General features: G+C 66.9%; 20 protein-coding genes. 11 read left to right on the top strand and 9 right to left on the bottom strand.

Annotated features, from left to right (window positions below; translation table 11 throughout):
* Nucleotides 1-81: 81 nt before the first annotated feature.
* The 6 genes from AC3A3X_RS11185 to AC3A3X_RS11160 form a co-directional block, all read right to left on the bottom strand.
* Nucleotides 82-1,221 (bottom strand): MlaA family lipoprotein, encoded by a 1,140-nt coding sequence (locus AC3A3X_RS11185; RefSeq protein WP_487583100.1) that lies wholly within the window; start codon nt 1,219-1,221, stop codon nt 82-84.
* A 79-nt stretch (nt 1,222-1,300) separates the two neighbouring features.
* Nucleotides 1,301-1,582 (bottom strand): STAS domain-containing protein, encoded by a 282-nt coding sequence (locus tag AC3A3X_RS11180; protein ID WP_487583099.1) that lies wholly within the window; start codon nt 1,580-1,582, stop codon nt 1,301-1,303.
* Nucleotides 1,583-1,584: 2 nt separating this feature from the next.
* Nucleotides 1,585-2,280, bottom strand: coding sequence for an MlaC/ttg2D family ABC transporter substrate-binding protein (locus tag AC3A3X_RS11175; RefSeq protein WP_487583098.1), 696 nt, complete (start codon nt 2,278-2,280; stop codon nt 1,585-1,587).
* A complete protein-coding gene (mlaD, locus tag AC3A3X_RS11170; RefSeq protein ID WP_487583097.1) occupies nt 2,277-2,840 on the bottom strand; it encodes an outer membrane lipid asymmetry maintenance protein MlaD in 564 nt (187 codons plus the stop codon). The genes AC3A3X_RS11175 and mlaD overlap by 4 nt, the downstream gene beginning before the upstream one ends.
* Before the next feature lie 42 nt (nt 2,841-2,882).
* Nucleotides 2,883-3,632 carry an MlaE family lipid ABC transporter permease subunit gene (locus tag AC3A3X_RS11165; protein WP_200607968.1) on the bottom strand — a complete coding sequence of 250 codons (750 nt, stop codon included), beginning with the start codon at nt 3,630-3,632 and terminating at the stop codon, nt 2,883-2,885.
* Nucleotides 3,633-3,701: 69 nt separating this feature from the next.
* Complete coding sequence (locus tag AC3A3X_RS11160) at nt 3,702-4,490, bottom strand: ABC transporter ATP-binding protein (protein WP_487583096.1); 789 nt, start codon at nt 4,488-4,490, stop codon at nt 3,702-3,704.
* Nucleotides 4,491-4,719: 229 nt separating this feature from the next.
* On the opposite strand from AC3A3X_RS11160, the gene recC reads away from it, so the two are divergent.
* From recC to recD, 3 genes are read left to right on the top strand one after another with little or no spacing between them, the layout of a single operon-like run.
* Nucleotides 4,720-8,040 carry an exodeoxyribonuclease V subunit gamma gene (recC, locus tag AC3A3X_RS11155; protein WP_487583095.1) on the top strand — a complete coding sequence of 1,107 codons (3,321 nt, stop codon included), beginning with the start codon at nt 4,720-4,722 and terminating at the stop codon, nt 8,038-8,040.
* A 2-nt stretch (nt 8,041-8,042) separates the two neighbouring features.
* Nucleotides 8,043-11,621, top strand: coding sequence for an exodeoxyribonuclease V subunit beta (gene recB / locus AC3A3X_RS11150; protein ID WP_487583181.1), 3,579 nt, complete (start codon nt 8,043-8,045; stop codon nt 11,619-11,621).
* Entirely contained in the window at nt 11,618-13,474 is a 1,857-nt protein-coding gene (gene recD, locus AC3A3X_RS11145; protein WP_487583094.1) for an exodeoxyribonuclease V subunit alpha, read from the top strand. Before recB ends, recD begins: the two co-directional genes overlap by 4 nt.
* 250 nt (nt 13,475-13,724) lie before the next feature.
* Here recD and AC3A3X_RS11140 read toward each other — a convergent pair whose 3' ends face one another.
* Nucleotides 13,725-14,825, bottom strand: a complete 1,101-nt coding sequence (locus tag AC3A3X_RS11140) for an ImmA/IrrE family metallo-endopeptidase (protein WP_487583093.1) — start codon at nt 14,823-14,825, stop codon at nt 13,725-13,727.
* On the bottom strand, nt 14,818-15,162 hold the full coding sequence (locus AC3A3X_RS11135) for a type II toxin-antitoxin system RelE/ParE family toxin (RefSeq protein ID WP_487583092.1): 345 nt from the start codon (nt 15,160-15,162) through the stop codon (nt 14,818-14,820). The genes AC3A3X_RS11140 and AC3A3X_RS11135 overlap by 8 nt, the downstream gene beginning before the upstream one ends.
* Nucleotides 15,163-15,284: 122 nt before the next feature.
* Here AC3A3X_RS11135 and AC3A3X_RS11130 point away from each other — a divergent pair, with 122 nt between their 5' ends.
* Genes AC3A3X_RS11130 through AC3A3X_RS11120 form a run of 3 tightly spaced genes read left to right on the top strand, consistent with a single transcriptional unit; the run spans nt 15,285 to nt 17,194 of the window.
* A complete protein-coding gene (locus AC3A3X_RS11130; protein WP_487583091.1) occupies nt 15,285-15,587 on the top strand; it encodes a multiubiquitin domain-containing protein in 303 nt (100 codons plus the stop codon).
* On the top strand, nt 15,562-16,764 hold the full coding sequence (locus tag AC3A3X_RS11125) for a ThiF family adenylyltransferase (protein ID WP_487583090.1): 1,203 nt from the start codon (nt 15,562-15,564) through the stop codon (nt 16,762-16,764). Before AC3A3X_RS11130 ends, AC3A3X_RS11125 begins: the two co-directional genes overlap by 26 nt.
* Nucleotides 16,754-17,194 carry a ubiquitination-like system serine protease family protein gene (locus AC3A3X_RS11120; protein ID WP_487583089.1) on the top strand — a complete coding sequence of 147 codons (441 nt, stop codon included), beginning with the start codon at nt 16,754-16,756 and terminating at the stop codon, nt 17,192-17,194. The genes AC3A3X_RS11125 and AC3A3X_RS11120 overlap by 11 nt, the downstream gene beginning before the upstream one ends.
* 194 nt (nt 17,195-17,388) lie before the next feature.
* Here AC3A3X_RS11120 and AC3A3X_RS11115 read toward each other — a convergent pair whose 3' ends face one another.
* Nucleotides 17,389-18,465, bottom strand: coding sequence for a LysR family transcriptional regulator (locus tag AC3A3X_RS11115; protein WP_487583088.1), 1,077 nt, complete (start codon nt 18,463-18,465; stop codon nt 17,389-17,391).
* Between the two features lie 201 nt (nt 18,466-18,666).
* Here AC3A3X_RS11115 and AC3A3X_RS11110 point away from each other — a divergent pair, with 201 nt between their 5' ends.
* The 5 genes from AC3A3X_RS11110 to AC3A3X_RS11090 all read left to right on the top strand — a co-directional run bounded on the left by AC3A3X_RS11110 (nt 18,667) and on the right by AC3A3X_RS11090 (nt 26,064).
* The gene (locus AC3A3X_RS11110) at nt 18,667-18,906 is read left to right on the top strand and encodes a hypothetical protein (protein ID WP_487583087.1); all 240 of its coding nucleotides are present in this window, start codon (nt 18,667-18,669) and stop codon (nt 18,904-18,906) included.
* A complete protein-coding gene (locus AC3A3X_RS11105; protein ID WP_487583086.1) occupies nt 18,903-19,940 on the top strand; it encodes an SDR family NAD(P)-dependent oxidoreductase in 1,038 nt (345 codons plus the stop codon). The genes AC3A3X_RS11110 and AC3A3X_RS11105 overlap by 4 nt, the downstream gene beginning before the upstream one ends.
* A complete protein-coding gene (locus AC3A3X_RS11100; protein ID WP_487583085.1) occupies nt 19,937-21,130 on the top strand; it encodes an efflux RND transporter periplasmic adaptor subunit in 1,194 nt (397 codons plus the stop codon). The genes AC3A3X_RS11105 and AC3A3X_RS11100 overlap by 4 nt, the downstream gene beginning before the upstream one ends.
* Nucleotides 21,131-21,335: 205 nt before the next feature.
* Nucleotides 21,336-24,506: an efflux RND transporter permease subunit gene (locus tag AC3A3X_RS11095; protein WP_487583084.1), complete on the top strand. Its 3,171-nt coding sequence runs from the start codon at nt 21,336-21,338 to the stop codon at nt 24,504-24,506.
* Nucleotides 24,499-26,064, top strand: a complete 1,566-nt coding sequence (locus tag AC3A3X_RS11090; RefSeq protein WP_487583083.1) for an efflux transporter outer membrane subunit — start codon at nt 24,499-24,501, stop codon at nt 26,062-26,064. Before AC3A3X_RS11095 ends, AC3A3X_RS11090 begins: the two co-directional genes overlap by 8 nt.
* Nucleotides 26,065-26,437 lie beyond the last annotated feature (373 nt).

The following is a 26,437-nucleotide window of genomic DNA, read 5'->3' as shown; positions in this document are numbered from 1 at the left end:
CTTTCGCCGGGATGACGGTTATGAGGCGAAGGGGTTACGGGCCTGGATCCCGGCGTGCGCCGGGATGACGGTGAAAGGTGACTAGCCACCATCCGCCGGCATCACCGGCAACGCATCGACAGGCACCTGCGGATTGCTGTCGTCCTTCAGATAATCCGGCAGCGTGTCGGTCTCGTCGCCATTGAGGCGGTCGCCCTGGATCTGGTAGTCGCGACGTTGCATCCACGCATCACGCACCAGCGTGTAATCGTCCTCGGCGCCTTCGCGGAAGCTGTCGGTGGCCAGCAGCTGCGAGCGCACGTCGACCAGTTGCAGGCCCTGCAGCGGAATGCGCACTTTGTCGGCCTCGACCTGGCGCAGCGGGCTCAGCGGCGCATCGCCGAACAGGCCCAAGGTGTCACGCACGGTGCGCGGTCCGAACAGCGGCAGCTCGAAGTAACGCGAACTCTTCCAGCCCCAGACGCCGAGCGTCTGGCCGAAGTCCTCGCCACGATTGGGCAGCTTGGCGTCGGAGGCCGGGTCGAAGATGCCGCCGATGCCCAGCGTGGAGTTGAGGACGAAGCGTCCCAGCGACTGCCCTGCCTGCTTGGGCTTGCCCTGCAGCAGCGCATTGACCGCGGACACGGGCTGACCGAGGTTGTTGAAGAAGTTGCTTATGCCAAGACGAAAGGGACGCGGTACCACCTTGACGTAACCGCGCGCCAGCGGCCGCGCGACACCACGGTCGACGGCGTTGTTGAAGCGGTGCATCTTGCGGTTGTACTTCTCCCACGGGTCATAGACCGTCGGCATCGTCGCCGGCGTGGGCAGGTTCGGATCGGCGTAACCCTCTTCCGCGGTGCCGTACAGCGCGTCGTAGTCGCGCTCGGCCTGGGTGCGCTCGTCGCTCGGCGGCACCGGCGTCGGTTCGGTTTGCGGGTGCGGCTCGGGCGTGGGCTGTTCGACCGGCGTGGTCGGTGCCGGCTCGCTCGGCACTGGCGTTGCAGGCTCGGGAGTCGTCGGCGCCGGAATTGTCGGCTGTTCCGGCGGCGTCACCGGTTGACCGTCGATGCTCGCCTTCACGCACGCGCGCGCCTTGGCCGCGTCGTCACCGGCTTCCTTCATGCAGCGATCGAACTGCTCGCGCTGCTGGCCCGACAACGGGCGCGTGAGGATCTGCGCTTGGCCGAACAACGGCACGCAGGCGAGCACTAAAGCGATTAGGGGTGCGTGGGGGCGCATGGGTCGCAGTGTAGAGGCTCAGGGGGAGGCGCGGCCCGGCACCGGCGTGACCGTGGCCGGAACGCAGTGTTCGCACGGCTCAGCCGGCGAAGGCCAATGCTTCGTCGAGGCGGTAGGCGGCGCGCAGTTCGGCCAGTCCCGGCGGATCGCCATTGACCTGGGCTATCGAACTGCGGGCACACAGCTCCGAAAGCAACGCCAGTCCGGCGCTGTCGACCCGGCTGACAGCACCCAGATCGACGCGGCTCAGGCCCGGCCCGAGCGTGCGCAGTTGCGCCCACAGCGAAGCGACCGCGGCGCGCTCGAGCGCGCCGCTGAAGGCGAGGGTGTCACCGTCCTGGCGGACCGTCGCGGTGGTCATGCTCAGTTGCTGCTGGCGGCCGCCTGCAGCCTGCCCGCCTTGATGTCGGCGGCCACCTGCGGGATCGACTTCTGCTTGAGCGGCGTATCGAACTGGTTGCGGAAGGTCTGCACGAAGCTGACGCCCTCGACCATCACGTCGAACACCTTCCACTGCGTGCCGACCTTGCGCATCAGGTAGTCGACCGGCACGGCCTCGTTGCCCTGGCGCAGGTACTCGCTCGACACCTTGACGATGGCGCCGCCGCGGATCGGCGTTTCCGACTTCACCCGCACCTTGAGCTTGGTGTTGAGGTCGAGCAGGGACGAGCCGTAGCGCTGCATCAGGCTGTCGGCGAGCGCATCGGCGAACACCTTCACGTCGGCATCGGACGCGCCACGGCCATGCACGCCCAGCACCAGGCGGGCGGAGTAGTCGCGGTCGAAGATATTGTCGAATTCGCTGGCGATGAACTGGCGCAGCGCGCCGCGATCCTTGCTGAATTCAGCGCGGCGGCTTTCCAGCGTCGCCAGGATGCGGGTGCTGTTGCTCAGCACCAGCGCGCTCGGCGAACCGGCCGGAGCGGTGCTGCCGGCAGCAGGTGCAGCGGCAGGCGCGGCCTGCGCCAGCACCGCGGCGGGCGCGGCCACGGCCAGGGCGGCGGCGACCATCAGTGGGGCAAAGCGGGTCAGGGAAAGAACGCGGTTGGACTGGTTCATTTGGTCTTGGTCTCGTCCGTGGGGGCGGCATCGCCCTTCAGGTAGTCGGGAACGTCGGCAGAGGGTTCTGCGGCTTGGCCGGCATTGTCGGCGGGCTTGGCGCCACCGCCGCTGAACATGTACTTGCCGACCAGCTGGATCAGGTCGACCGCGGACTGGGTCAGGTAGATCTCGTCGCCGGGCTTGAGCGAGTCCGGGTCTCCGCCGGGGGCGAGATTGATATAGCTCTCGCCAAGCAGACCGCTGGTGAGGATGCTGGCGGCGGTGTCGGCCGGCAGCTTGTCGTAGCGCTTGTTCACCGCCAGGGTCACAACGGTGTCGAACTTGACGGGATCTACGTCGATCTTGTCGACATGGCCGATCGCCACGCCACCGATCTTGATCGGTGCATTAGGCCGAAGTGCGCCGATCGTCGAGAAACGGGCAGTCAACGGGTAGGTATCGCTGCGAAGACCCCAGCGGCCATTGGTCGAGGCCAGGGCCAGCACCAGCAGCGAGCCCAGGGCCAGCAACAGGAAGGCGCCGACGGCAAATTCGATACGGGGGGCGCGGATGCTCATCGATGGGTACTCATGAAGTGCGTCGCCTCAACGGGACATGCTTTAGCGAAACAGGAAGGCGGACATGACGAAATTGAACATCAGCACCAGCAGCGAGGCATTCACCACCGCGCGGGTGGTGGCGACCGAGGTGCCTTCGATGGTCGGTTCGGCGTGGAAGCCGACGTAGGAAGCGACCAGCGCGGCGGTGCCGCCGAACACGGCCGACTTCACCAGCGCCATCAGGAAGTCGTCGACAAAATCGACGCTGTCCTTCAAAACCTGCCAGAACGTGCCGGCATCGAGCCCGATCACGTGCACCGATTCGAAGTAGCTCGCGCTGATCGCGAAGCTGCAGAAGAAGCCGGTCAGCAGCGGCACGCACAGCACCGCCGCCCAGAAGCGGGGTGCCACGGCCTTGCCGACCGGGTCGATCGCCATCAGGCCCAGGGCGGTGATCTGGTCGGTGGCGCGCATCAGGCCCAGCTCGGCGGCAATGGAGCTGCCGGCGCGGCCGATGAAGAGCAGGGCGGTCAGCACCGGGCCCAGCTCGCGGTACATGCCCAGGCCGAGCAGGGCGCTGACCTGGGCGGTCGCGCCGTAGGTCTCCAGCGCGCGGTAGCCTAACAACGTCACCGAAAGTCCGACGAATGCACCACCAACGGCGATGATCGGCAGCGAACGTGCGCCGATCTTGTAGATCTCGCGGACCAGTTCCCTGAAGAAGTCGGGGGTCGGCTTGGAAGCCCGGAACACCGACAGCGAGAACAGGCCGGCGCGGCCTAGCGAGCGGGTCGCGGCTACGAAAGGCATCAGGAGATCTCCCTCATATGACTCCCTCCCCTGCATGCAGGGGGAGGGGCGAAAGCAACGCCACGGTGCTCATGCCGCCTCCGTCGCGCGCGGCGCGGCGTCGAAGGCGATCGGACCGTCCGGTTCGCCCTTGAGGAACTGCCGCACGAGCGGGTCGTCGCTCGCCTCCAGCTCTGCCGGGGTGCCGGAGAAGACGATGCCGCCATTGGCGATGACGATGGCATGGTCGGCCACCGGCAGGGTTTCGTGGACGTGGTGGGTGACCACGATGCTGGTCAGCCCCAAGGTGTCGTTGAGACGGCGCACCAGCGCCATGACCACGCCGCTGGCGATCGGATCCAGTCCCGTCAGCGGCTCGTCGTAGATCATCAGCGGCGGGTCCAGCGCCAGTGCGCGCGCCAGGGCGACGCGACGGGCCATGCCGCCGGACAGTTCGCGCGGGTAGGCGTCGGCCGCGGCGCGCAGGCCCACCGCATGCAGCTTCATCAGCACCAGCTGGCGGATCACCGGCTCGGGCAGGTTGGTGTGGGCGCGGATCGGCAGCGCGACGTTCTCGGCCGCGGTGAGGTCGGTGAGCAGGCCATTGCCCTGCAGCAGCACGCCGATGCCCTTGCGCAATTCCAGCAACGCGCGCCGGCCCTGCGGCACCGGCTTGCCGAGTACCTCGACCGAGCCCGCGGCGGGCGCGAGCTCGCCGGTCAGTGCTGCCAGCAGCGTCGACTTGCCGCTGCCGGACGGACCGAGCACGGCGACGATGCTGCCGCGCGGGACGTCGAGGTTGATGTCGTGCAGCACCGTACGTCCGCCGCGATCGAGGCGGAGCTGGTTGAGGCGGACGATGGGGCCTTCGTAGTTCATGCGAGGGGGTGCATTCCGGAACTGCCGTGCAGCGGATCGGCAGTTTCGCCGGAGATGGCTGAACGGGAAGCGGGACGGGCATTGTGGCAGGTTCGGCCGGGATGCTCGACCGCGTCGGGGGCAGGGGGCGCAAAAACGCAAAGTGCCAACTTGCCGCAACTCGGGCCGCCGGCATGTCGCCCCGGTTCTGTCTCAGCGCATGCGTCGCTGCTCCGGCAAGATAGTCGTGATGCCCGGCCATCCCGACTTCCGCCTCTATCATTCCAATGCCCTGGACATCCTGGCGCAGCTGCTCGCGCAGGAGCTGCGCAGTCCGGCGCCGGGGCAGTCGCTGCTGGCGCCCGACATCGTCCTCATTCCGCAGGTGGCGATGCGGCGTTGGCTGCAGGCCACCCTGGCCAGGACCTACGGCATCGCCGCCAACCTCGAGTTCCTCACGCCGGGCGAGTTCGTCCATCGCGCCCTCGATGCCAATGTGGCCGGGGGAGAGGGCGACCTCGACGCCGATACGCTGCACTGGCACCTGTATGCCGCGCTGGCTGATCCGGCCACGCTGCGGACACCGGCGCTGCGACCCTTGCGCGCCTACCTTCAGGGCGCCGATGCCCTCAAGCCGTGGTCGCTGGCCGGCGAACTGGCGGGCGTGTTCGAGAAGTACCAGGCCTGGCGCCGCGACTGGCTGCTGGCGTGGGAGGCAGGGCACGAGCCGGGCGACCCGCAGGCTGAGCTATGGCGTCGCGTGGCCGCTGGCGGCGGTCATCGCGCGCAGCGGATCGGCGAGTACCTGCAGCGTTTCGGCGACGAATCGGGTCCGCTGCCGGAGGGGTTGCCATCGCGTCTGTTCGCCTTCGCCACCTTGAACATGTCGCCCGACGTGCTGCGCGTGATCGCCACGCAGGCCCGGGTCGGCACGCTGCACTTCTATCTGCCCAGTCCGACGCGCAGCTACTGGGGCGACCTGCAGACCCTCGCCGAACAGTTGCGCAGCGGCGCAGACGACCCGTTCGCCACGGCAGCAGACGAAAACCCGATGCTGCAGGCATGGGGCGCGGCCGGTCGCGATTTCATGGCGGTGCTGGGCAGCTACGAAGTGGTACATCCGTCGCACGAGCATGCCCACTACGTCGATCCCGAAGCGACGGAAGGGGACCATCCCGAGAGCGACACGCTGCTCGGCCACCTGCAGCGCGATCTGCTGCACCGGCGCGCCCCGGCGGCATGGCGCGCGCAGGTGAATCGCAACGACCCGAGCGTGCAGGTGCATGCCTGCCACACCCGTCTGCGCGAAGTGCAGGTGCTGCACGACCAGCTGCGCGGCCTGCTCGACGACCCGCGCTTCGACCCGCCGCTGCAGCCGCGCGATATCGCCGTACTCGCGCCCGACATCGACCCGTACATTCCCTGCATCGACGCGGTCTTCGGTGGCCAGGCCGGGCGCGAGGACTTCATCCCCTTCGCCCTGGCCGACGCCAGCCCGCTCGCCGGCGAACCGCTGGCCGAACTGTTCCTGCGCCTGCTGGCGTTGCCGGTCTCGCGATTCGGCCTCAACGAGGTGCTCGACCTGCTGTCCAGTCCGCCGCTGGCCAACAGTGCCGGACTGGATGCGCCGGCACTGGAGCGCCTGCACGACTGGTTGCAGGACGCCGGCGTGCGCTGGGGCCTGGACGCCGGCCACCGCGAACAGCACGACGCCCCACGCGACGACGCCTACACCTGGGCCTTCGCCCTCGACCGGCTGCTGCTGGGCTATGCCAGCGGCAGCGACAACGACATTGCCGGCGTCGCGCCGTGGCCGGAGCTGGAGGGCAGTGCGGCTGATGCACTCGATACCTTGCTGCGGCTGATGCGCGTGCTGGCGCGCCACCAGCGCACGCTCGGCGAAGCGATGCCGCCTGCGCAATGGCGCGAGCGCCTGCTCGGACTGCTTGATGCGATGTTCCTGCGCCCCCCGGCCACGGTCGCCGGGCAACGCGCGCTGGAGCGCCTGCGTTCGCTGATCGGCGAGTTCGCCCTGTCGGCGCAGCGCGCCCGATTTGATGGGCCGGTGCCGGCGGAAGTGGTGCGGGCGCATTTTGCCGCGCGCCTGTCCGAAGCCGACACGCGCGCACCGCTGCTCACCGGTGGCGTCAGCTTCGGCCGGATGGTGCCGATGCGGCTGCTGCCGTTCCGCGCGATCTGCGTGCTCGGCCTCAACGATGGCGACTACCCGCGATGTGATCCCGCGGCGGGCCTGAACCGCTTGAGCGCGCAGCTGGGCACGGCCCATCGCCGCCACGGCGACCGCTCCTTGCGCGAGGACGACCGCTTCCTGTTCCTGCAGTTGCTGGCCTCGGCCGGCGACGTGCTGTACCTGAGCTACCAGGGCGCCGATCCGCGCGACGGCAGCCCGCGTGAACCCTCCGTGCTGGTGTCGGAGCTGCTCAACGTCATCGCCGACTACCACCCTGCCGATGCCGACGCGAAGGAAGCCCTGGTCGTGCGCCATCCGCTGCAGCCGTTCGCGCCGGCGGCGTTCGGCGATGCCGCCGAGCCGCGCCGTTTCAGCTATCGCGACGAATGGCATCCGGCCGCCAATCTCCACGGCGGCGAGCGGCATGCGCTTGGGCCCTGGATCTCCACCCCGCTGGCGGCGCCGGGTGCGGAGGCAGAGGTGCTGTCGCTCGACAGCTTGCGGCGTTTCCTGTGCGATCCGTCCGGCCAGTTCCTGCGCGAACGCATGGGCATGCGCCTGCCCGCCGAAGTCGAACTCGCCGACGACACCGAGCCGATGCTCCTGCCCGGCGGCGGCTGGACGCGCACGGCGCTGCAGCGTGCGGTGCTCGCTGCCCTGGTGGAGCAGCAGACCGACGGCCTGTACGAACGCCTGCTGGCGCGTGCGCAACTGCCCTCCGGTCCGCTCGGACGGTGCGAGTTCGAAGCGATGCTCGGCGAAATCCGGCCCTACGCCCGGCAGTTCGCGCAATGGCGCGGCGGACGGGAACCGCAGGCACTGACCGTCGAAGCCGACATCGACGGCACGCTGCTGCGTGGTCGTGTCGAAAACATCTACGGCCAGAGCCTCGCGCGCTTACGCATCGGCGAGCCGAACGGCCCGTCGGCCATCCGCGATGGCCTCGACTGGTTGCTGTTGTGCGCGGCAGGGCAGCGCAGCACCTTGGTGCAGTTCCACGACAGCGGCGAGGGCGCGCAGTGTCACGAGCGCCCGCCGCTGTCGGCCGATGCCGCACGTGAAGCATTGCGGCAGCTCATGCAGTTGCGCGCACAAGGACTGCGCGAAGCGCTCGCGTTCGCGCCCTACAGTGGCTGGGATCTGTACCGCGCGTTGCGCGATGGCGCTGCCGACGACAAGGCCTGGCAGAAGATGCGGGAACGCTGGACGGGCGGCACCAGCGGCCGCAAATGGGCCGAAGGCGAAGGCGACGCGATCAGGCTGACATTGCGTGGCCGTGACTTGCCCAACGACGGCGAGCTGCGCGAGACATTCGCCGCCATCGCCAGGCTGGTGTTCGACGCGGTGACCGGCACCGTGCCGGCGGAGCAGGGCGCATGAACCTGGCCCTGAGCGCGACCGATCCTTACCTGACCCTGCCGCTGCATGGAGTGCGCCTGATCGAGGCCAGTGCAGGCACGGGCAAGACCTTCACTCTCGCCACGCTGGTGACGCGTCTGGTCGTCGAGCGCGACCTGCGCGTCGGCAGGATCCTGGTGGTCACCTTCACCGAAGCGGCGACGCAGGAACTGCGTAAACGCATCCGTGAGCGGCTCGAGCACGCCGCCGCACTCGTCGGTACCGCAGAGGCAGAGGAAGAAGCAGCCGACACCGCGCTCACCCGGCAGATCATCGACAGCCACCTGGCTGCCGGCAACGAAACCCCGGTGCAGCTGCAGCGCCGCCTGCAGCGCCGCCTGCAGCGCGCCGTGCTGGAAGTCGACCTCGCCGCGATCTTCACCATCCATGGCTTCTGCGCGCGCGTGCTGCGCGAGCATGCCCTGGAGAGCGACCAGCCCTTCGCCGCGCCGCAGCTGCTGACGAGCGACGCCGACCTGCGCGACGCCCTGGCATCGGATCTGTGGCGCGCATTCGCCGCCAACGTCGAAGACGCGCGGGTGTTGCCGACGTTGTGGCACGGTCCTGACGAGCTGGCCAAGGACCTGCCAACCCTGATGTCGGCGGTGCCGCTGCTGCCCGTGGCGGGCGTCGTCGCCGATGACGACGGAACGGCCCGCGCCGACGTCGAGACATGCTTCCAGGCACTGAAGCGTGCGTTTGCCGAGCACGGTGACCAGGCGCGACGGACGCTGGAAGACGCCATCACGCAGGAGCTGCTGAACAAGTCCAGCTACAAGCCCGAACATGTGGCGCCGTTGTGGGACGCACTGGAACAGCAGATCCATCACGGCGGACCGTTCGACGAGTACCACGACAAGCTGCCCAATCTGCGCCCTGCCACGCTCAGCGAGCGAACCAAGGTCAAGCTCCGCGCGCGCTGCCCGCAATCGCCGCTGTTCGTCGCGGTGGGCGACTACCTCGATGCGCGCGCCCGCCACCGCCAGGAGCATGACCGCCAGCGTGTCGCGCTGCTGCACCGCGTTCGCGACGATGCCCGCCGGCGCCTGCGCCAGACCAAGCAGACCCTGCGCCTGCAGACCTACGACGACCTGATCGACGATGTCGCCGATGCGCTCGACAGCGACCACGGCGAAGTGCTGGCGCTACGGCTGCGCCAACAGTACGAGGTCGCCCTGGTCGACGAATTCCAGGACACCGACGCGCGCCAGTGGGGCATCTTCGAGCGCGTCTTCGGCGCAGCGCGTGCCGCCAGCGACGACCCCGGAGCGCTGTTCCTGATCGGCGACCCGAAACAGGCCATCTACGGTTTTCGCGGCGGCGACGTGCACACCTACCTGGCCGCCGCCGCGCTGGCCGAGCGTGCGCCACCGCTGGACCGCAACTTCCGCTCACGGCCGGGTGTGTTGCGCGCCATCGAATCGCTCTATGCCAACGCGGGCGATCGCCCCTTCGTCGTGGAGGGCATCGACTTCCATCCGGTGCACCCGGGTGAACGGCGCAGCGACGACGATTTCCTCATCGACGGTTCCGCCGCACCTGCACTGACTGTGCGCATGATCGCACCGGACGCCAATGGCGAGGCCCACAACGTGGAGCGTTCTCGCGAGCTTGCGACCGCTGCCTGCGTCGCCGCTATCCATGATGTTCTCAGCCGGGGCCGCGAAGGTAGCGCCACCATCGATGGAAAGCCAGTGCAGCCCGGTGACATCGCGGTGCTGGTGCGACGGCACAACGATGCCACCCGGATCCAGCGCGCGCTGACCGTGGTCGGTATTCCTGCGGTGGCGGCCGGCAAGCAGAGCCTGTTCGCCACCGACGAGGCCGCCGAGCTGCGCATGCTGTTCGAGGCACTGCTGCAACCGGCCGACGATGGCCGACTGCGCGCCGCGCTGGCGACAGTGCTGCTGGGTGTCGATGCCCACCAGATCGATGCGCTCGAACGTGACGGCGCCGACTACCGCCGTCGGCAACTGGAGGCGATGGCCTGGCGCGGGCGCTGGCAGCGCAGCGGCCCGTTCGCGCTGGTGTCGGACCTGTGCGCGGCCAATGCCGAGCGCCTGCTCGGCCTGCTCGACGGCGAACGCCGGCTCACCAACTACCTGCAGCTCGCCGAGCTGATGCAGGACGCCGACGCCCGCTCGCTGGGACTGCACGGCCTGGTCGATTGGCTGTGCCGCCGCATCGCCGAGGCCGACTCGGACGACGAGGCGCAGCTGCTGCGGCTGGAATCGGACGCGCAGTGCGTGCAGATCGTCACCCTGCACAAGAGCAAGGGCCTGGAGTACCCGCTGGTGTACCTGCCGTTCGCCGCGATCGGCGGCCAGGCGCCCAGTCCCGATCGTTATTGCATCGTCCACGACGGCGACCGCCGTCAGCTGCGCTGGCGGATCGACAAGGACGACCCGGACTGGCGCAGCGCCGCGGCGGAGTGGCGCACCGAGCAGTACGCCGAAGACGCACGCCTGCTCTATGTCGGCCTGACCCGCGCGCGCGATGCGCTGTGGCTGGCCAGCGGCGGCCTGTACGCCGCCGACAAGACCCGGCTCGCGCCCATGCTCGCCCATGCCGATGCGCTGCGTAGCCATCCCGACGTGGCGATCATCGACGGCGAGGTCATCGCACCCGCCACGCCACTGAACGCGGCGCAGATCATGGCGGTGGCGAACGCGCGCATGTCGCGCCGTGCGATCGCGCGCGACTGGTGGGTCTACAGCTTCACCCAATTGGCCCAGGCCGAGGCCGGAGCCGAAGCGGTCGTGGCCGTGGACGAGCGCGGCGCGATCGACGAACCGGCAGAAGCCGAGCCGCGGCTGGACGACGGCGACGCCTTCGACCCGCGCTTCAGTGGCAGCCGCTTCGGCAATGTGTTGCACGACGCGCTCGAACACACCGACTTCCTGGCGTGGCAGCCCTGGCGCGACGGCACCGGCGCGCCGCCCGGCCAGCAGGACATCCTCGCCGCCGCGCTGCGCAATGGCGGCTACGCCGAGGACGACGTGATCGACGGCCTGCCAACGCTGGAGCGGCTGGTCGGCCGAACCCTCACCACCGCCTTGCCCGAAGGCGGGCGCCTGTGCGAGCTCGACGCGAATGCGCGCCGCGCCGAGATCGAGTTCCACTTCGCCCTGCAGCCGACCTCGGTGGACGCGCTGATCGAGGTGCTGCATCGCTTCGGCGTCGTCGCCGCGCGCCGTGGCTTCGGCACGCGCCGCCGGCTCGAAGGCCTGATGACCGGCAAGATCGACCTGACGTATACCGTCGACGGGCGCTGGTACGTGCTCGACTACAAGTCGAACCGGCTGCCTGCCTATGACGGCGCCGCGCTGGACGCCGCGATGGCGCACAGCGAATACGACCTGCAGGCGCTGATCTACACGCTGGCGCTGCACCGCTGGCTGCGCTTCCGCCTGGGCGACACCTACGACTACGGACGCGATTTCGGCGGCGTGCGCTACCTGTTCTGCCGCGGCCTGGTCGAAGGGCAGGGCATCCACGCGCACAAGCCCGACATGGCCCTTGTCGATGCGCTCGACGCGCTGTTCGCGGGAGCGACGGCATGAGCCTGCTAGATGCACTGCACCGCGCCGGCGTGCTCAACACGCTCGACCACGCGTTCGCGCAGAGCCTGCGCCGGCTTGGCCGTCGCGATACCAGCACGGACCTTTTCGGCGCCGACACGCCCGACATCGTGCTGGCTGCCGCGGCACTGGCCTCCCAGGCCGTGGCCCGCGGCCACGCCGCATTCGATCCGGCGCAGCCCTCGTGGCTGCAGGACGAATCCGTCGACTGGCCCAGCGCGCGTGCCTGGCGCGACGCGCTCAAGGGCTCGCGCTGGATCAGCGAGCCGCAGGCCGATGCCATCGCCACCGGTGGTGCGCCGCTGGTATGGGAGAACGGCCTGCTGTACCTGCGTCGATACCGCGAGTACGAGCGCCGCCTCGCGGTCGGTCTGCGCCGGATCGCCCAGGCGCGTCTGCCAGTCGATGACGTCGATGGCCTGGCGCCGTTGTTCGCCGCCTTGTTTCCGCACGCCCACGATGACGACCGCCAGGCCCGCGCCGCCGCCCTGGCGTTGCTGCAGCCCCTGTTGCTGGTCACCGGCGGCCCGGGCACCGGCAAGACCACCACGATCACGCGGCTGTTGTTGCTGCTGATCGCCCAGGCAAGACAAGCCGACCTGCCGCCACCGCGCATCGCACTGGCGGCGCCGACGGGTCGCGCCGCCGAGCGCATGGCAGAGAGCCTGCGCGCCGCCAGCGAGAAGCTGCGCGGCATCGACGGCGTCGACATCGCCCTGTGCGATGCGCTTCCGGATACCGCGAGCACGCTGCATCGCCTGCTCGGGACGATCCCGGGCAGTCCGCGCTTCCGCCACGACGCCGGCAATCCGCTGGCGCACGACATCGTCGTCGTCGACGAAGCCTCGATGGTGGACCTGCCGTTGATGTGCAAGCTGGTCGAGGCGGTCGCCGATGGCGCGCGCCTGATCCTGCTCGGCGATCGCGACCAGTTGCCGTCGATCGAGGCCGGTGACGTGCTGGCGGCGATCACCGATGCCGCCGGCGATGGCGGCGAGTTGCCGCAGGCCCTGGCGCAACGGCTGCAGCCGTTGATCGGTCAGGTCCCCACATCCGCGCCGTCGGCCGGGTCGAATGCCTTGTCCGGTCATCGCGTCCAGCTCCAGCGAGGCTACCGCCAATCGGAAGCGCTCGACCTGGCGCCACTGGCGGATGCACTGCGCACCGGCGATGCCGATCGCACCGGGCAGTTGCTACGCACGAACGCACTGAGCGGCGTCCACTATCACGAAGGCATAAGCGACTCGCTGCTCGGACCGCGACGCGAGACGCTGTTGTCGGTGTGGCGGGAACTGCTGTTGATCGACGATCCGGCGCTTGCCCTGCAGCGCGCATCGGCCCTGCGCGTACTCACGGCGCTGCGTGACGGTGCGCAAGGCGCCAGTGTGCTCAACGCGCGCATCGAAGAGGCGCTGGCCGGCGCGCACCGCGATCCCTACTTCCATGGCCGGCTGCTGCTGGTGACGGAGAACAGTTATCGTCACGGACTGTTCAACGGTGACATCGGCGTCTGCCAGCGCGACGAGCAGGGCCATACCGTGGCCTGGTTCGCCGGTGGCAGCGAAGGCGTGCGCGGTTTCCATCCGGCGGCGCTGCCGGCGCACACCGGCGCGTTCGCGATGACGGTGCACAAGGCGCAGGGCTCGGAGTTCGACACGGTGTGGTTGCTTCTGCCGCGGCAGGATGCGCGCACGCTGTCGCGCGAGCTGTTGTACACCGCGGTCACGCGGGCGCGCAGCGAGCTGCATGTGTGTGCAAGCGAAGCCGTGCTACGCGCGGCGCTGGCGCGGCACGCGGCGCGAGTGTCGGGGTTGGCCTGGCGGCTGCGGGGGTAGCCGAGAAGTCGAAGGAAGCAAGGCGCCGCTTGTTGAGGGTGCGGCACGCGCCATCACGGACACGCGCCAAGAACTGCCGCACCGACTCCCCGCAGCTGGTCCTGATCGGATAGCGCCGCAATCCAAGGGCGCCCGAAACGCCGAGTGATGGCGCCCGGCCCGGCAGCCGCCATGATTCTTCTAGAGCAGCTGCTGTGAGATCTGTGGAAATGCCAGTTGGTCGTTCCGAGGCGCTTCGAGTGCGTGCGTTCTATGCATGTTCATGGGCGGAAAATTCAAAGCTCACTTTCAGTCGACTTAGAGCGCTGCTGAAAGGGATTACCTTGCGATGCTGAAGCTGTCCAACGACGATCCCTGGTGCAACATCGTGCGTCGCTGCGAATTTCTTGACGGAAGCAACGTCAAAAGCTCCGTTCGCGATAAATCTATGCAGATCTGCAGGATCAACTAGGTGCCTAGCCGCAAAATCATTTGCTTCATGCTCCTGATCGCTTTCAATCGTCCCCTTATCGAAGTCGATGAACTGCTCGCGTTTTCCGTGCAGCAACACATGTCCTAGCTCATGGAACAGAGTGAACCAAAGTTGGTCATTGGTCTTGTACCGAAGGCTGAGTTGAACTAGGGCCTTATCCTTATCCAGCCATCGTGTTGCGCCGCATACGCGTGCGCCTTCTGGCGCAGGAACGAAGATGATCACTATTCCATGGCTCGCACATCGTTCGACTAGAGGCCTAACAAAATCGGCGCTTGGCAATCGAGATAACGCCTTGAGCTCAGGAAGAGCCCTCTTCAGAGCGGCGGCGTCAAATGGGCCCGTCTGAACTCCTGAGGCCTCCTTCTCTCCCTTTGCCAACCAAGCCAACAGGGCCCATTCGTGTGATCTAAATGCTTCCGACTTCCTGTAGGCAGCTTGGACGTCCGACCAGACGTTTGGGAGGTAGTTCAACGATCCAACTCCGAAGAACGATCGAAGGCAGCGGACGAGATCTGTTCCTTTACTGTCTACCGGAATCCATCCGAGCTTTGCCATCGAGCGATGGGGGATGCTTGTCAGCCACTCTCGCTCGGCTTCCAAGCTGGCCGACTCTGTCAGTCGGGCCTGATGCTCCTTGTATCTGGCCTCCAATCCAAGCCAGATGCCAGCAGCCAACCCGAATACCGATTCAAGCTTCAGTGCGGTCTCGGGAGTAACGGGTTCTAGGCCACTCAAGAGCCTATTGACATGCTTCACCGAGAATCCCAGGCGCTGCGAGAGCTCTGATTGGGTCATCCCTGCTGCCTCACGGTGCTCGTCGACTACTTCCCCGGGAGGGACTGCGTAGTTGGGTCGAAAGCGGTTCTGGCTAGTCATGGGTGTCGACAATCTCAAGAATTCGGATGGCGGTGACCTTGGTCCAATCCAAGCCCCCCTCTTCGCGCGAGGGGGGCGGATCGTGGTCGGGTACGAAGATCAAGCGGTATGGGTGATCCAGATCGATGGACAGTTGCCCGCCGCGGTTGCCTTTAAGTTCGTGACAGCGCATCGGCCCGGTGTAAGGAAGGCCAAGATCGGACAAGCGTGCTGCGGCGGAGAGCACGCTTAGGCAAGTCATTAAACGCCGAGCCCTGCGAGGACCGTGTCGACGCTGCAACAGACGCTCGTCGTTGCATTCCTTTTCGAGCTTCTGGTCAGCGAACTGGATGTCCATTGGTGCCTGTATTGCATTTACCTATAAGGTTATATAAATTATACAACGTGGTCAACCTGAAGCCCGGAAGTCCGGGCCAGAGGGGCGGGCTGGCCTGAGTCCTCGACTACAGGAGCACCAACATGAGCATGCAAGACGGATCCTCGCCGGCTGAGATTGCGCAGGAGCAGGCGGCCAAGGCCGCCCATGGCACCACCATCATCGTCAACCTTGAACAGCGCGTAGTTCACCAGAACAAGCTGACCTACGCGCAGCTGGTCCACTTGGCGTATCCCCAAGATCCGCCTGCTGACGACTCCGACATTGTCTATACGGTCACTGTCAGCCATCCGACCCTAGGCGAACTTTCTCTAGCAAGGGGCAGCAAGCCGGTACCGGTTGCCGCAGGAATGGTGTGCCATGTCCGCAAGACCGGCCGTTCTTGAGCCAGTGCTCGATCCGTTTCTCGAAGCTGGGCTTCGGGTTTCGGTGCGCGGTGCATATCTCCTGGTCCACGACGTCCCCGTCGTGGACCAGGAGATCAAGTTGCGTCTCGGAGTCCTTGTAGCACCGATCGTCTACACCGAGACGGCCGTAAGTCCGCCCGCGACCCACCAGGTCTGGTTTGACGGCCCGTTTCCGTGTTTCGCCAATGGCGCGCCGATGGACCAGTTGCGTCACTCCGAAGTTCCGGGTGGCCTCGTCGCCCCTGACGTTCCAGCGCAGTTCTTCTTCTCCAACAAGGACGAAGGCTGGTCTGCCTATGCGAGCCACTTTGACCAGGTGATGCACTACTGGCGCCTGATCACCGATCAGGCGCGCGCACTTGATCCGAACTGCACTATTGGATTGGGTCGGGGTGAGGTGACCATCGAGAGCCTGAGCGGTCCCTTCCGGTATCCAGACGCGTGCTCCACCCGGGGGAACTTCATGATGGTGTCCGAGCGCCTGGCGGGGCTGTCGATCGCGATCGTCGGGCTCGGCGGGACCGGTTCGTACATCCTTGACCAAGTCGTCAAGACGCCCGTCGGATCGATCCACCTCTTCGACGGCGACGAATTTGAGATCCATAACGCGTTCCGCGCCCCGGGCGCTGCGCAGGAGGCGGATTTTGGAGCGCCGAAGGTCGAGTACTTTGCGCGACTCTACGCCCCTATGCACCGTGGACTTGTTCCGCACGCGGCATATGTGTCTGAGATCAACGTGGGCCTTCTGGCGCAGTTCGATTTCGTGTTCATCTGCGTGGATAGTGGACCGGCACGGAAGTTGATCAGCTCGGCCTTGATCGCGAATGGCGTGCCCTTCATCGACTGCGGCATGGACATGTCGTTGTCCCCCCAGCAGGAGATCTTTGGGACGGCCAGGATGACGCTAGTCACCCCCAAGAAGCATGATCACTTCTTTCATCGGGCTCCCACCATGGTAGATGCCGGTGATGGCCTTTACGAACAGAACATACAACTCGCAGACATGAACGCGATCAATGCCATGCTGGCCGTCATCCGGTGGAAGCAGTATTTCGGCTTCTACGCCTGCCTCGACGACGCTCATCAACTGGAGCTTTCCATCTGCACAATGGGATTGGCCCGAAGCGAGAGGACGGGCGAATCGGATGCGTGTTGATCGAATCGTCGCCGAGTTGGTCGAACTCGCACCCCAGGTCGTTGAACCTGGGAAGCTCTACGTGAGCTCCAAGTACAGCTCGGCGATACACCTTTGTTGTTGTGGCTGCGGGGAAAAGGTGGTGACTCCCCTCTCGCGAGCGGAATGGCGCGTTGAACTCCGAGATGGAAGAGTTACGGTCTGGCCATCGGTCGGCAACTGGTCGATGGCCTGCAAGTCTCACTACCTCATCCGGGATAGCAGGGTGATCTGGGCAGGAACGTTCACTGAGCGACAGATCGAGCAAGTCTTCGCAAGGGACCGACGGGCCATTCAGGAGATGCATCGGGCAAGCGCCGGAGGCGCGGGCGGCACTCCCCACGGTTATCGCGTGAGGTCATCAACTTGGCTGAGCAGCTTCTGGCGGTGGTGGGTGGGCAGGGAAGACTAGCTCAGCTCAACCGCGTTGAATGTAGTCAGGCGCATCCGCTCTGAGATCTGTCAACCGCGTTCTTGGCTAAATGAGGGGTCATTGTGACGAGGGCCGCCAACACAATGCATTGCACGCCAAATGACTGATCCGCCCTATTCCGGCGCGACCTAGTGGAAAGAGGGGCGAAACGCGCATCAGCCCGCCTATCCTTCTCACTCCTCCTCATCCACCTCCGACCCCACCGGCTCCTGCAGCGGCCTGGCCTTGCGCTTGGCCTTGGCGGCCGGCAGCCCGGCGACCTTGGCCAGCTCGGCGGTGATCGCTTCGGCGGCCGACTTCTCCGCCGCCTGGTAGCGCGCACGCACATTCGGGCACAGCACCTGCATGTAGTCGGCGTCGAAGTTGAGGCGCTCGACCAGGAAGTCGACGAACGCACGCACCTTCGGCGATTGCACGCGTCCGCGCGGGAACACCGCGTTGAACTCGTATTCCGGTCCGGTCCAGCCGGCCAGCACTCGCTGCACGTAACCCTGCTCGGCGTATGCCTTGACGGTGACGTCGCTGGCCAGCATCAGGCCTTCGCCGCACAGCAGCGCGCCACTGAGCGGGGCCGGATCGTTGGCGAGCAGCACCGGGTCGATGCGGTAGTCGACCGTGCGCGTGCCGTCGCTGAGCGGCCAGAAATACTGGCCGTTGCGCCGCGACTTCGGCATCGCCACGGTGCGATGGTGGATCAGGTCGTCCGGATGCAGCGGCTCGCCGTGGCGGGCGATGTAGTTCGGGCTGGCATAGACCTGGGTGCGGAACGTCGCCAGCTTGCGCGCGATCAGGTTGGAGTCGGGCAGGTTGCCCACGCGCAGGGCGACATCGATTTCCTTGTCGATGATGTCCAGTGCTTCATTGGTCAGCACCATGTCGACGCGCACTTCCGGATGGCGTGCGTGGAATTCGCCGAGCAACGGCGCGATCCAGGTGATGCCGACCGAATACGGCGCGGTGAAGCGCAACCAGCCGCGCGGGCCGCCCTGCAACTGGCCGACCGCGCTTTCGGCTTCGTCCAGTTCGCGGGCGATGCGCTGGCAATGCTCGAAGTAGATGTTGCCGGCTTCGGTCAGGCCGAGCTTGCGCGTGGTCCGGTGCAGCAGCTGCGCACCGAGACGGGTTTCCAGTTCCTGGACCTTGCGGCTGACGGTGGTCTTGGGCAGCTGCAGGGCGCGGGCGGCGGAGATGAAACTGCCGTGTTCGACCACCCTCACGAAGATCAGGGTGTCATTGAGATCGCGGGCCATGGCGGGGGCTCCTGGGTGGCGCGCCGGGGGAGGCGGGGCGGTCCGATGGGGTTTGGACCGATCACGGGACAATTATTCCCTCAATTACCGGCTAATCAAGTGCCGGTCGGAGGCCTACTCTGTCCCGCAGATTCCCCCAATCCCCCGCTGGCCCCTGCCATGTTGACTCCCCGCCAAGCCCGTTACGCCTTCTTCCCGCTGATGCTGATCGCCATGTCGGCGCTGATCGGCGTCGCCGTAGTCGTTGTCCAGCAAGGCCTCGCAGCGGGCCCGGACGAGTTCTGGATGCTGGCCTGGGTGCTGGCGTTCACTTTGGTGCTGCCGGCGGCGATGCTGGTTCTTCCCATCATCAGTGCTGTCCTGCAGCAGGCCACGCGTCGCGAAACCGTCCCGATGGCGGGAGAGAAAATCCCGCATTCGGGACATTGGGGTCGGATGTGAAATTCCCTGTCGCCCGTCCTGCCCAGCAGGCATCGGCGCAAAAGCCCTCGGCAGCCAGGACGCCCGTCGTCGTCCTGGGCGCCACGGGTTGCGTCGGTCGCGGCGTGGTCGAGGCCGCGCTCGCGGCCGGCCGGCCGGTCGTCGCGGTGGCCCGCGACAAGTCCGGCCTGCAGTGCCTGAAGGCGCACCACCCCAAGGCGGACCTGAGCGTGGTCGCAGGTTCCATCAGCAGCGACGCCGACGGCGAGCGCCTGGCCAAGGCGCTGGCCAAGCTGGGTCGCCCGATCGGCGGTGTGATCGCTGCCGTCTCGGGCAGCTCCGGTCGCGGTCGATTGCTCGACCATCCAGCCGCCTACCTGCGCCAGCGTCTGGACGAGGACCTTCTGCCGCACTTGGCGGCGGCGCGGCATCTGTTGCCGTTGCTGGCGCAGGGAAATCGTGGCGGTACCTATGTGCTGATCGGCGGCCCGGGCGCGGAACAGCCGTGGGCCGGTTACGGCCATCGCTCGATCGCCACAGCGGCGCTGCGCATGCTCGCGCGCGTGCTGCATGAAGAGGCACGCAGCATCGGCGTTCGCGTGCAACTGCTGTCGATCGACAGCCCGGTCAGCACCGAGCGCAATCGTGAACACGCCTGTCCCCAATGGCCCAGTGCGATTGCCGTCGGCCAGCGCGCATTGGCTCTTGTCGAACCGCACAACACGCCGACGGCGACTCAAGCGGTGGTTCGCTACGCCGACGTGACGCTGGTCGCCGGCGTCGATGTCGATTCCATCGACGCTGATTCGATTACCTCTCAGGACATTACCTCTCAGGTAAGGGACGAATACGAGGCCGAAGCTCAAGCTGACGCTCAAACCGCAACCGACGTCACCAAGGACCCTGAAGCACTACTGCCATCACGCTGTCTGCAGGACGCGCGCACGCTGCTCAGGAACCTGCTTTCACCAAGTATCGAATCACCGAATACCGAATCACCCAATACCAATAACAACAACCCGCCTTTCTCGAACCAGGAACCTTCCTCGCCATGAGCCCCCGCAAAGCATTGGCCCGCTCCACCTCCGGAGTCCCCGTCCTCGCCCTCGCGGTGAGTCTTCTGTTTGCTGCGGTCATCACCGCCTGCAGCAGCCAGGCCGAACCGGCCGCGGGCATGCCGCCGCCGCCGGAAGTCAGCGTCGCCCAGGTGCTGAGCAAGCAGGTCAGCGAGTGGGACGACTTCACCGGTCGCGTCACCGCGATCGAAACGGTCGAACTGCGTCCGCGCGTGTCCGGTTACGTCGAGCGCGTGGCCTATCAGGAAGGCCAGGAAGTGAAGAAGGGCGATCTGCTGTTCGTCATCGACCAGCGTCGTTACAAGGCGCAACTCGACCAGGCCCAGGCCGACCTCGAGCGTGCCCGCGCCGAGGCGCGCCTGGCCCAGACCCAGGACACGCGTGCGCAGACCCTGGTCGAGGCCAAGGCGATCTCGCGCGAGGAGTTCGAGACCCGCCGCGCCGCCACTACCCAGGGCAACGCCGCCGTGCGTGCGGCCGAGGCCGCCGTTGCCAACGCCCAGCTCGACCTGCAGTTCACCCAGGTGCGTTCGCCGATCAACGGCCGTGCCGGTCGCGCCGCGGTCACCGAGGGCAACCTCGCCCAGGCCGATTCGACGCTGCTGACCACGCTGGTTTCGCAGGATCCGGTGTTCGTCTATTTCGAAGCCGACGAACAGAGCTTCCTGCGCTACCAGGCGCTGGCCCGCGACGGCAAGCGTGCGCAATCGCAGAACCCGGTTCGCGTTGGCCTGGCCAACGAAGAGGGTTATCCGCACGAAGGCACGGTCGACTTCACCGACAACCAGGTCGATGCGGCCACCGGCACCATCCGCGCCCGCGCGGTGTTGCGCAATCCCGATCGCATCTTCACCCCGGGCCTGTACGCGCGCGTGCAGCTGGAAGGCAGCAGCAGCGTCAAGGCGATGCTGATCGACGAGAAGGCCGTGCTCACCGACCAGGACCGCAAGTACGTCTACGTGCTCGGCCCGAACAACGCCGCGACCCGCAAGGATGTGCAGCTCGGTCGCATCGCCGATGGCCTGCGCGTGGTCAATTCGGGCCTGGCGCCGACCGACAAGGTGATCGTGCACGGCGTGCAGAAGGTGTTCTTCCCGGGCATGCCGGTGTCACCCAAGCAGATCGCGATGGGCGCGCCTGCTCCTGAGATGAAAGTGGCGATGAAGTAACGACATGGCTCCTCCTCCTGCTTTGCAGGGGGAGGTTGGAAGGGGGTAGTGAGGCGCGCAGCGCCGAGCTCGCCGCCAGCGGCGAGCACCCCTCCCCAGCCCTCCCCTGCAAGCAGGGGAGGGGGCAAAACGCAGACCCCGTTTGGCGACGCCATTGGCGTCGCCCAGGACTTTGCGGCCTGAAAAGCCGCATCAGGAACCCCTCATGGACTTTTCAAAGTTCTTCATCGACAGACCGATCTTCGCCGCCGTGCTGTCGATCGTGATCTTCGCCGCCGGCCTGATCGCCATTCCCATCCTGCCGATCAGCGAGTACCCGGAAGTGGTGCCGCCTTCGGTAGTGGTGCGCACGGTCTACCCGGGCGCCAACCCGAAGGTGATCGCCGAAACCGTGGCCACGCCACTGGAAGAGGCGATCAACGGCGTCGAGAACATGATGTACATCAAGTCGGTCGCCGGTTCCGACGGCGTGCTGCAGATGACCGTCACGTTCCGTCCCGGCACCGACGCCGACGACGCGGCCGTGCGTGTGCAGAACCGCGTCGCGCAATCGCTCGCGCGCCTGCCCGAGGACGTGCGCCGGCAGGGCGTGACCACGCAGAAGCAGTCGCCGACCTTCCTGATGGTGGTGCACCTGACCTCGCCTGACGGCAAGTACGACACGCTGTACCTGCGCAACTACGCCCGCCTGCACGTCAAGGACGCGCTCGCGCGCATCCAGGGCGTGGGCGATGCGCAGGTGTTCGGCGGCGGCGACTACGCCATGCGCGCCTGGCTCGACCCGGACAAGATCGCTTCGCGCGGCCTCACCGCCGGCGACGTGGTCCGTGCGATGCGCGAGCAGAACGTACAGGTCTCGGCCGGCCAGCTCGGCGCCGAGCCGATGCCGAGCAGCGAGTTCCTGACCCTGATCAATGCCCAGGGTCGCCTGCGCAGCGTCGAGGAGTTCGGCAACATCGTGCTCAAGAGCGGCGAGAACGGTGAGATCGTGCGTCTGTCCGACGTTGCCCGCGTGGAACTGGGTGCCGGCGACTACACGCTGCGTTCCCAGCTCGACGGCAAGAGCGCGGTCGGCATCGGCATCTTCCAGGCGCCGGGCGCGAATGCGCTCGAGATCCAGGAGAAGGTGATCTCGACGATGGACGAGATGACCAAGCGCTTCCCGGCCGGCGTCAAGTACGAGGCCGTGTACGACACCACCATCTTCGTGCGCGACTCGATCAAGGCCGTGGTGACCACGCTGCTGGAAGCCATCGCCCTGGTGGTGCTGGTGGTGATCCTGTTCCTGCAGACCTGGCGCGCCTCGATCATTCCGCTGATCGCGGTGCCGGTGTCGGTCGTCGGTACGTTTGCCGCGTTGTACCTGCTCGGATTCTCGATCAACACCTTGAGCCTGTTCGGTCTCGTGCTGGCCATCGGCATCGTGGTGGACGACGCGATCGTGGTCGTGGAGAACGTCGAGCGCAACATCGAGGAAGGCCTGTCGCCGATGGATGCGGCGCACCAGGCGATGAAGGAAGTATCCGGCCCGATCGTGGCGATCGCGCTGGTGCTGTGCGCGGTGTTCGTGCCGATGGCGTTCCTGTCGGGCGTGACCGGCCAGTTCTACAAGCAGTTCGCGGTGACGATCGCCATCTCGACGGTGATCTCGGCGATCAACTCGTTGACCCTTTCGCCGGCCCTGGCCGCGCGCCTGCTCAAGCCGCACGGCGCTCCGAAGGATGCACCGTCGCGCCTGATCGACCGCGCGTTCGGCTGGGTGTTCCGTCCGTTCAACCGCTTCTTCAACTCCAGCTCCAACAAGTACCAGAGTGCCGTCTCGCGCACGCTCGGTCGTCGCGGTACGGTGTTCGCCGTCTATGCGGTGCTGCTGGTCGCCACCGGCCTGATGTTCAAGATCGTGCCGGCCGGCTTCATCCCGATCCAGGACAAGCTGTACCTGATCGCCGGCGTGAAGCTGCCAGAGGGTTCGTCGATCGCCCGCACCGATGCGCTGCTGAAGAAAGTCAGCGACATCGCCATGAGCACCGACGGCGTGGCGCATTCGATCGCGTTCCCGGGCCTCAATGCCCTGCAGTTCACCAACACGCCCAACACCGGCGTGGCGTTCTTCCCGCTCAAGCCGTTCAGTGAGCGCAACGGACGCACGGCCGAGCAGATCAACGCCGAGATCAACCAGAAGATCGCCGGGCTGCAGGAAGGTTTCACCTTCTCGTTCATGCCGCCGCCGATCCTCGGCCTCGGCAACGGCTCGGGCTACCAGATGTTCATCGAGGACCGTGGCAACCTCGGCTACGGCGCGCTGCAGAACGCGGTGAACTCGTTCCAGGGCGCGGTGTCGCAGACGCCGGGCATGGGCTTCCCGATCAGCAGCTACCAGGCCAACGTGCCGCAGCTCGACGCCGAAGTCGATCGCGTCAAGGCCAAGGCACAGGGCGTGCCGCTGACCGAGTTGTTCGACACGCTGCAGACCTACCTCGGCTCGGCCTACGTCAACGACTTCAACCAGTTCGGCCGTACCTGGCAGGTGATCGCCCAGGCCGACGGCTCCTACCGCGATAGCGTCGAGGACATCGCCAACCTGCGTACCCGCAACGATCGCGGCGAGATGGTGCCGATCGGCTCGATGGTGACGATCAAGCAGACCTACGGCCCCGACCCGGTGCTGCGCTACAACGGTTACCCGGCGGCCGACCTGGCCGGCGAAGCCGACCCGCGCCTGCTGTCGTCGGCGCAGGCCATGGGCCAGCTCGAGGAAATCGCCGCCAAGGTGCTGCCCAACGGCATGAGCCTGGAGTGGACCGACCTGAGCTTCCAGCAGGCCACGCAGGGCAACGCCGCACTCGTCGTGTTCCCGCTCGCGATACTGCTCGCCTTCCTCGTGCTGGCGGCGCTGTACGAAAGCTGGACCCTGCCGCTGGCAGTGATCCTGATCGTGCCGATGTGCATGCTCTCGGCTCTGGCCGGCGTGTGGCTCACCGGTGGCGACAACAACGTGTTCGTGCAGGTCGGCCTGGTCGTGCTGATGGGCCTGGCATGCAAGAACGCGATCCTGATCGTCGAGTTCGCCCGCGAGCTGGAAATGCAGGGCAAGAGCATCGTCGAAGCCGCGCTGGAAGCCTGCCGCCTGCGTCTGCGCCCGATCGTGATGACCTCGATCGCGTTCATCGCCGGCACCGTGCCGCTGGTGCTCTCGCACGGCGCTGGCGCCGAGGTCCGCTCGGCCACGGGCATCACCGTGTTCGCCGGCATGCTCGGCGTGACCCTGTTCGGACTGTTCCTGACGCCGGTGTTCTATGTCGCCCTTCGCAAGATGGTGCACACGACGCCGAAGTGGGTCAGCGAGCCCAGCTCGATGGGGAAGGCGCATGCATAAGGCCAACCCACTCACCGCACTGAATCGCAACGAGGATTCCACCGTGCAACTACCGCAAGCAATGACCGCGGCCGCCGTGGCCAAGGTCTTCGCCCCTTCGCTGCTGGCGCTGGCGCTTGCCGCCTGCGCGGTCGGTCCCGACTACGTGCGGCCGGACGTGCCCACGCCGGCAACCTTCGTCCGCGACGAGGGTGCGCCCGCTGCCGGCTCCACCGCGCCTGGCGACGGCACCGCCGCCGTCGCCCAGGAAGCCACTCCGCAGGCCAACGCCGAGTTCTGGACCAGCTTCAACGACCCGCTGCTGACGCGGCTGGTCGAGGAGTCGCTGACCGCCAACCACGACCTGCGCATCGCACTGGCCAGCTATGACCGTTCCAATGCGCTGCTTCGCAACGCCAAACTCGACCGCTTCCCGACCGTGACCGCCAGTGCCACGGGGACGGATTCGCGCGCCAGTGCCGACCAGGCACCGGGCGTGAACCGCAACGACCGTGACGGCGAGAACTACAACGTGCAGGCCGACGCCAGCTGGGAACTCGACCTGTTCGGTCGTGTTCGCCGCAATGTCGAGTCGCAGCGTGCCGAAGTCTGGGCCGCCGCGTCCGACCTGGACGCATTGCAGGTCGCGATCGTCGGCGAAGTGGCGCGTACGTACGTCGAACTGCGAGGTCTGCAGGAGCGCCTGCGTGTCGCCCGCGACAACTCGGAGAACCAGCGCGAAACGCTGCGCCTGGTGCAGGCGCGCTTCGACGCCGGTCGCGGTACCGAGTTCGACACCTCGCGTGCGCGGGCACAGCTCGAAGCGACCCTGTCGCGCGTGCCCAACCTGGAAGCCCAGGTCGCGGTGAGCATGCACCGCCTCGCGGTGCTGACCGGCAAGACGCCCGAAGCGCTGATCGGCGACCTGACGCCGCAGCAGGCGTTGCCGACGCTACCGGCGAGGCTCGACCCGGGTACGCCGGGTGACCTGCTGCGCAACCGTCCCGACGTGATCGCCGCCGAGCATCGCCTGCATGCGGCCACCGCCAAGATCGGCGTGGCCACGGCCGACCTGTTCCCGCGCTTCACGCTGTTCGGTTTGATCGGCAGCCAGGCGATCGACAGCGGCGCGCTGTTCGAACGTGACAGCGAGACCCGTCTGATCGGCCTGGGCATCGACTGGTCGTTCCTCGACATCGGCCGGGTGCGTGCGCGCATTGCCGCGGCCGATGCCGACGCCGCCGGTGACCTGGCCCGTTACGAGCAGGCCGTGCTGCTGGCGCTGGAGGACACCGAGAACGCGCTGGTGCGCTACTCGCGTGCCCGCGTCGAGGACCAGCACCTGGAGCAGGCCGCGATCGACAGCGCGACCGCGGCGCGACTGGCGCGCATCCGCTACGAGGCCGGAGCTGCCGACCTGTTCGAAGTGCTGGACGCCGAGCGCACCCAGCTCGTTGCCCAGGAAGCGTTCGCCGACGGCCGCACCCGTAGCGTCTCCGGCGCGGTCGCGCTGTACAAGGCGCTGGCCGGCGGCTGGCCGACCCGCGTGCCGCTGCGCGAGGACGTCGCCAAGCGCTGAACACCTTTCAAATCCAACCCGACGGCCGGTGGCGGCACGCTTTCCCCTCCCTCGAGCGTGACGTCATCGGCTGATCGGCGCGGACCACCGACATTCCGCAGGCTCCTCGCAGCCTTTTGCTTGCCGCAGGGGTCTCATCCCGTCCCTGTGGCGTTTTTTTTAGGTCGTCCAAAGCCCCTCTCCCGCTTGCGGGAGAGGGGTTGGGGTGAGGGCATGACGGCAAAGCAACGTCACTGGGTCCCCGCCTTCGCGAGGATGACGGTTTGACGGGTGCCACCGCAGACCGGGCAATGAATTGCCGAAGCGTCGTCCGCCGGGCCGGGGATTGCGCAGCAGTGGGCCATGGATGGCCCACGCCCCGCCTTCGGACAGG

Source organism: Lysobacter sp. Soil_N_23 (genome assembly GCF_057656135.1).
This window is presented reverse-complemented; position numbering and strand designations above follow the sequence as displayed.